The following is a 5,956-nucleotide window of genomic DNA, read 5'->3' as shown; positions in this document are numbered from 1 at the left end:
TAGCCGGAGACGACGTCGGCGCTGCCGCCGAGCACAGCCTTCAGCGCGTCCGAACCGCCCTTGAGGTCCACAAGCTCGACACTGAGGCCGGCCTTGTCGTATTCGCCGAGCTGCTTGGCCAGCACCGTCGGCAGATAGCACAGGCAGGAGCCGCCGCCGACGGCGATGGTGACCTTGCTTTGCGCCGCGGCAAATGAGGTGGTGAGCGTCAGCGCGAGCAGCGCGCCGGCGAGCCTGGCAATCGTGTTCTTCATTGGTTTCCTCCGTTCGGCCGGCGGCACCATAGAGCAGCCCGGCTGGCTTGAGAAGCGCTCAGCGAAGCACTGGCCATCGGCCTTTCGGCGCAATAGCATGCGGGAACAACAACAAATCATACTGGGGAGGATCATCCATGAATCGCCTTGCTGCCGGGCTGTCGATTACGGCCGCCTTCGTCGCCGGATGCGGCGCCACTTACCTGCTCGGGCCGGCGCTCGCCGCCGAGAGCATTACCGCGCAAATCATCCATACCGGCGAGATGGACGGTGATGCGCTGGGCCCGGCCAACAAGGTCGGCTATCGCTCCAAGACCTTCATGACCGCCGACGGCGCCACGATCTCGATCCAGGTCGGCAATGTGCCCAAGCACATGCATCCCAACACCAACGAGATCCAGTACATCCTTGATGGTACCGGCACGATCTGGCTCGGCGACAAGGAGGTCACGGTGAAGCCGGGTGATCTCGTCATCATCCCCAAGGGCACGCCGCATGGCGGCACCAAGCCGATCAGCGGCCAGGTGAAGGCCATCGCGATCAAGACCCCGCCGCAAGCGCCCGACGACGTCAAGTTGCTGGACTAGGCTTCGCCATCAGGGTTCGCGCCAATGCGCGGACCCGTTTCCCGAGTCCTGGAACTAGATCGGTCCCGCCTGTTTGCGGATCTCGTTTGCGATCGGCTTGAGGGTGTCCCCCGGAAGCTGGCCGACGAGCGTATAGCCCATGCCACGATCCGCCCATGCGAAGCCTGCGATATCGCCGGCCGCGTGCGGCATCATCGGCGCATCCTGACTGCCGCTGCTCATTGGACGTGTCAGCATGACGAGACGGTCGCCCTGATCGTCGTCATACATGAACATCGCGGCCGGACCGTGCGAGGTCGCAACCAGGCGCCCTCCCATCAGTCGATAGCCCGACGTGGACAGATCAGGCACCTTGACCGCCCGCTTCAACCGGCTGGACACCCATTGCGTGAGCTCGGCGCTGTCGGAAGCACGTATTTCGACCGGCCGCACGCGATCCTGTGCGTAGACGCCGTAGGAGTAGGCGGCCTCCTGCGCCAATGCGGACAATCCGTTCGAACCACCTTGCAACAGGCTGCGCACGGTCCATCCGCCGAGACCGCCGATGCCCACCAGCAACAGCGCCGCGATTGCCATCCATGCACGCAATGGACGTCGCTTTCGACCTTCGATGATGTGCGACAGGTTCAGTTCGGCCGGCACTGGTTCATTTGCAATCGAAGCCAACGCGCCACGCAACTGCTCGCGCTGGCTGGCGAAGGCCGCGACGCGCCCGGCGGCATCCGGATGGTCGTTCAGATAGGAAGCAACCTCGCCACGACGCTCGGGTGCAAGCGCCTGGTCTACGAAGGCGTGGAGATCATCTTCCGTGATCGGTCGCTGGCTCATTTCATGCTCCGCAATTCCACGACATTCCCCGGTGCAGCACCCTCCATCTCCTGCTGCAACCTTTCCCGCGCGCGTGACAGGCGCGACATCACGGTCCCGACCGGGATATCCAGCAATTTCGCGGCGTCGGCGTAGGAAAAATCCTCGACTGCGACAAGCAACAGCACGGCCCGCTGCTCTTCCGGCAGCCTCGCGAGCTTGTTCAGGACGTCCTGGTAGATCAGTCTGTGCTCCTGTGCGGCGGCACTCGCGAGCTCGCGCTCGCCTGCATCATCGATCGGCATATGCCTTCCCCGCGTCGCGGTCTGACGGAATTGGGTAACCGCCAGATTGTGGAGGATGGTGAACAGCCAGGCGCGCACGCTGCCGTCACGCCGCTGATGCCAGCGGCTGACGGCGCGCTCCAGGCAATCCTGAACCAGATCGTCGGCGGTTGTGCGATCACGCATCAGCGCGCGCGCATAACGGCGGAGCGAGGGGATCAGCGGTTCAACCTGAACCAGCATGTCCTTCATGGAGTGCTCCGCCTGCCTTTCGTTGACGCCCGATGGCGTGTCATTGCGTCTCGATCTGGACAGCGCCGCCGGGCTCGGCCGCATCACCGGAGGCAATCACAAGATATCGCTTTCCGGAGGCCGCGGACTGATCGACGATCTGGCGGATCGGACCAGCCGCATTGACGATAGCCGATCCGGCCGGATTCGTCATGAAGGCCGCAAGCGGCTGCAGCGGGCCAGTTCCATCATTTCGATCCGCCAGCGCAAGCACATATTTCTGCTTGGGTTGAAGTCCTGTCACCGAAGCCTGCAATATCTGAATCAGGCCCTGGTCGAACAGCGAGACGCTGGTCGGCGCCGCGCCATCCTTCGATCCGTCCTTCGATCCGTCCTTGGGGCCCATCGAAAGATGGGCGACCTGGCCGGCGACGCCCAGCGGCTGCAGATTCTGGCGGTCATCCGGATTGGGCGCCGCGCCTGGAACGTAGGCGATCGCCTGCGGTGCCTGGCCGATCGGGACATTCGCAACCACGCCGTTGGTCGCAGTGTCGATCGCTGCGAGGGCGTCGGCGTTCTCGAGGCCGACATAAATGCGCGTGCCATCGCCGGACGGCCAGACGCCATGGGGCAGATTACCGACCGGGATCGTCGCGACCTGCGAGAAATCGTCCGTGCGGAAAACCCTCACCAGGTTCAGACCACCGACGGTGACATAGGCGAACGTGCCCTTGGCGGTATGCGCGAAATTGACGTGATTGGTGATCGGACCGGTGTCGATCGTCTTGATCAGGTTGAACGGCGGCTTCGCGTTGAACACCTGGGTCCGGCCGACATCCTTCAGCGTGAACCAGACCTGGTTTCCATCGGGCGTCGCCGCGATGTTCGGGCAGAACGGGCTCTCTTGCTTCACTTTGGCGATGATCTTGTGCTCGGCGACAGAAACAACATCAGTCTCGGGATTGAACGACGAGCAGATGTAGCCGTACTTGCCGTCGGGGGAGAAGATCTGCATCCCCGGCCCGTTGGGGGTCGTGATACGGGCCTTCTCCTTCAGGCTCTTGGCATCGATCACGGAGATGTAGTTCTCGCCGCGGACGGTGACCCACACCTCCTTGCCGTCGGGGGTGTAGAATGCCTCGTGCGGCGACCGCCCGACATAGGTCACGTGCCTGACCGCATTGGTCGCGGTATCGATGAAGCTCACCGAATTGGAGCCGATCGAGACCACGGCGAGCGTCTTGTGGTCGGGGGAGAAACCCATGCCGTGCACAAGAACCTGGCCCTTATAGAGCGGGCTGAAATTGCCGGGCTGCGGATCTCCCAGGCGGATCACACCAAGCAGCTTGTTGTCGACCGGATCCGTCACCGAGACGGTGTTCGAGAACTGCTCGGCCGCATAGACGCGATCGTGATGGCTGATCGGAATATCGGGGGCGGATAGCGCGCCCGGCGCCTGCCCTGCCCATGCGGCCGAGCCGGTGGCGAGCATCGTGGCTGCCAGGAAAATGCTCTTCATGAGGTTGCTTCGGGACGTCTTCATTGATGAATCCTATTTCTTCATTCCGGCGGACATATCCATCTGCATGCCCTGATGATGAACGTTTGCGGTCGGAACGGATGGCGGCTGCGTCGGAGCCGGCGTCGTGTCCGTTGCAGGCTCGCCGATGGCGAGCTTCATCGCCGCAATCTCCTGCATCTGATCGACGATGATTTCCTGGGCAATGCGCCGCAGCTGTTCGTTCTTGCCGTAACGCAGCTCGATGACCGCCATGTCGATCGCGCCCTGATGATGCGGATTCATCATCGCAACGAAGTCGCGATCGATATCGCCGGTCGGCTTGGCCGCCATGTCGTTCATCATCTTGGTCATCGCCGCGTCGTTCTCTTGCAGGAACGCACGCTCGTCCGCGCTGTGCGCAACCGATGGGGGGACCGGATGGGCTTCATGCGCGAGCACGAGCGACGGCAGCGCGAATGCGACGAAGATGCGGGCGCCGATGAGCGCCGTTCCGAGGCCTGGCCTCGGCCATCGGCATCTGCCTGCGAGCGACGCAATGACGCGGCGAAACTGTAACTGGTGCATCCTGAACTCCCATGCAGGTGGTTGCATGGGGGTATGACGCGTGGGCGCGCGTTCTATTCCGACCGGCCAATCACATAAATGTCAGCAGGCGATCGAGCCTAGCCGCGACCGTCCACGGTCGGCCGCCACACCAAGAGCCGCCGCTCCACCAGCGTGACGCCATAGTCGATCAGGATGACGAACGCCGACAGCACGAACATGCCGGCGAACACGCCGGCGACGTCGAATACGCCTTCGGCCTGCTGGATCAGATAGCCGAGCCCCGCGGCCGATCCGAGATATTCGCCGACGACCGCGCCGACCACGGCGAACCCGACCGAGGTGTGCAGCGAGGAGAACATCCAGGACAGCGCGGAGGGCCAATAGACGTGCCGCATCAGTTGCCGCTCGCTCATGCCGAGCATGCGGCCGTTGTCGAGCACGGTGCGGCTGACCTCCTTCACGCCCTGATAGACGTTGAAGAACACGATGAAGAACACCAAGGTCACGCCGAGCGCGACCTTGGACCAGATGCCAAGGCCGAGCCACAGCGCGAAGATCGGCGCCAGGACGACGCGGGGCAGCGCGTTGACCATCTTGACGTAGGGGTCGAACACGGCGGCGACCAGCGGCTGGCGCGCGAACCAGAAGCCGATCAGCACGCCGCCGAGCGAACCGATCACGAAGGCGAGGATCGATTCCGTCAGCGTGATGGCGAGATGCTTCCAGATCACACCGGAGGCGAACCACTTCACGATCTGGCTGAAGACGTCGAGCGGGTTGGAGAAGAAGAACGGCGGCAGCAGGATCTTGCCGAACACGGGCACGGTCGACAGCACCTGCCACAGCACGATGCAGACGACCGCGACCAGCACTTGCAGCGCAAACAGCGTCGGGCGCGACATCAGACCGCCTCCGCCGCTTGCGTGGACTGCGCGTAGCCCTTCATCACCTCGTCCTTGAGCACGCTCCAGATCTCGCGATGCAGCTCGTGGAACTCCTTGTCCAGCCGCACCTCGAAGATGTCGCGCGGGCGGGCCAAGCCGACGCGCCAGTCGCCGATGATGCGCGAGGACGGACCGGCCGACATGATCACGACGCGGTCGGCGAGCGCGATCGCCTCTTCGAGATCATGGGTCACGAACAGCACGGCCTTGCGGTCGGCGCTCCAGAGGTCGAGCAGCAGGTTGCCCATCACCTGCCGGGTCTGCGCATCGAGCGGCCCGAACGGCTCGTCCATCAAGAGGATCTTGGGATCGCGGATCAGCACCTGCGCCAGCGCCACGCGCTTGCGCTGGCCGCCGGAGAGCATGTGCGGATAGCGACCCGCGAAGGCGCCGAGGCCAACCGAGGTCAGCCATTGCTGCGCCCGCGCCAGCGCTTCGGTGCGCGGCGTGCCCTGCACCTCCAGCCCGATCGCGACATTGTCGAGCGCCGTCTTCCACGGGAACAGCGCGTCGGCCTGGAACAGATAGCCGGCATCCCGGTTCAGCCCGGCGAGCGGCTGGTCGAAAATCCTGACACTGCCGGCGGCCGGCTTTAGCAGCCCGGCCGCGACGTTGAGCAGCGTGGATTTCCCGCAGCCCGTGGGGCCGACAATGGCCACGAACTCGCCCTGCGCCACCGTGAGATGGGCCTTTTCCACCGCCGTATAGACCCGCCCGTCCCCGAGCCGGAACGCAACCTTGGCATCTTCCAGCGCCACTGCCGTTGGCGTTGACATATGTT

General features: G+C 63.9%; 7 protein-coding genes and 1 pseudogene. 1 reads left to right on the top strand and 7 read right to left on the bottom strand.

The window, feature by feature from the left end:
- Positions 1-254: pseudogene (locus SE92_RS31535) on the bottom strand (ABC transporter substrate-binding protein); the annotation flags it as partial.
- A gap of 137 nt (positions 255-391) precedes the next feature.
- Here SE92_RS31535 and SE92_RS31530 point away from each other — a divergent pair.
- Complete coding sequence (locus SE92_RS31530) at positions 392-841, top strand: cupin domain-containing protein (RefSeq protein ID WP_063202350.1); 450 nt, start codon at positions 392-394, stop codon at positions 839-841.
- A gap of 54 nt (positions 842-895) precedes the next feature.
- Here SE92_RS31530 and SE92_RS31525 read toward each other — a convergent pair whose 3' ends face one another.
- The 6 genes from SE92_RS31525 to SE92_RS31500 form a co-directional block, all read right to left on the bottom strand.
- Positions 896-1,669, bottom strand: a complete 774-nt coding sequence (locus SE92_RS31525) for an anti-sigma factor family protein (protein WP_063202348.1) — start codon at positions 1,667-1,669, stop codon at positions 896-898.
- Entirely contained in the window at positions 1,666-2,184 is a 519-nt protein-coding gene (locus SE92_RS31520) for a sigma-70 family RNA polymerase sigma factor (protein ID WP_157095770.1), read from the bottom strand. Before SE92_RS31520 ends, SE92_RS31525 begins: the two co-directional genes overlap by 4 nt.
- Before the next feature lie 40 nt (positions 2,185-2,224).
- Positions 2,225-3,706 carry a YncE family protein gene (locus tag SE92_RS31515; protein WP_063202347.1) on the bottom strand — a complete coding sequence of 494 codons (1,482 nt, stop codon included), beginning with the start codon at positions 3,704-3,706 and terminating at the stop codon, positions 2,225-2,227.
- A 9-nt stretch (positions 3,707-3,715) separates the two neighbouring features.
- Complete coding sequence (locus SE92_RS31510; protein WP_063202345.1) at positions 3,716-4,249, bottom strand: DUF305 domain-containing protein; 534 nt, start codon at positions 4,247-4,249, stop codon at positions 3,716-3,718.
- Between the two features lie 98 nt (positions 4,250-4,347).
- A complete protein-coding gene (locus SE92_RS31505; protein WP_063202343.1) occupies positions 4,348-5,133 on the bottom strand; it encodes an ABC transporter permease in 786 nt (261 codons plus the stop codon).
- Complete coding sequence (locus SE92_RS31500) at positions 5,133-5,951, bottom strand: ABC transporter ATP-binding protein (RefSeq protein ID WP_063202341.1); 819 nt, start codon at positions 5,949-5,951, stop codon at positions 5,133-5,135. The genes SE92_RS31505 and SE92_RS31500 overlap by 1 nt, the downstream gene beginning before the upstream one ends.
- Positions 5,952-5,956: the final 5 nt, after the last annotated feature.

The sequence above is a fragment of the Bradyrhizobium sp. AT1 genome (assembly GCF_001590795.1).
Lineage (GTDB): Bacteria > Pseudomonadota > Alphaproteobacteria > Rhizobiales > Xanthobacteraceae > Bradyrhizobium.
The sequence above is the reverse complement of the archived record's forward strand: the minus strand, read 5'-3'. Positions and strand labels throughout refer to the sequence as shown.

What these genes read in the sequence shown, in the direction of transcription:
- SE92_RS31530 (WP_063202350.1), top strand. Translation starts at nt 392, where the DNA reads ATGAATCGCCTTGCTGCCGGGCTGTCGATTACGGCCGCCTTCGTCGCC.
- SE92_RS31515 (WP_063202347.1), bottom strand. Translation starts at nt 3,706, where the DNA reads ATGAAGACGTCCCGAAGCAACCTCATGAAGAGCATTTTCCTGGCAGCC.
- SE92_RS31500 (WP_063202341.1), bottom strand. Translation starts at nt 5,951, where the DNA reads ATGTCAACGCCAACGGCAGTGGCGCTGGAAGATGCCAAGGTTGCGTTC.
- SE92_RS31510 (WP_063202345.1), bottom strand. Translation starts at nt 4,249, where the DNA reads ATGCACCAGTTACAGTTTCGCCGCGTCATTGCGTCGCTCGCAGGCAGA.
- SE92_RS31505 (WP_063202343.1), bottom strand. Translation starts at nt 5,133, where the DNA reads ATGTCGCGCCCGACGCTGTTTGCGCTGCAAGTGCTGGTCGCGGTCGTC.
- SE92_RS31520 (WP_157095770.1), bottom strand. Translation starts at nt 2,184, where the DNA reads ATGAAGGACATGCTGGTTCAGGTTGAACCGCTGATCCCCTCGCTCCGC.
- SE92_RS31525 (WP_063202348.1), bottom strand. Translation starts at nt 1,669, where the DNA reads ATGAGCCAGCGACCGATCACGGAAGATGATCTCCACGCCTTCGTAGAC.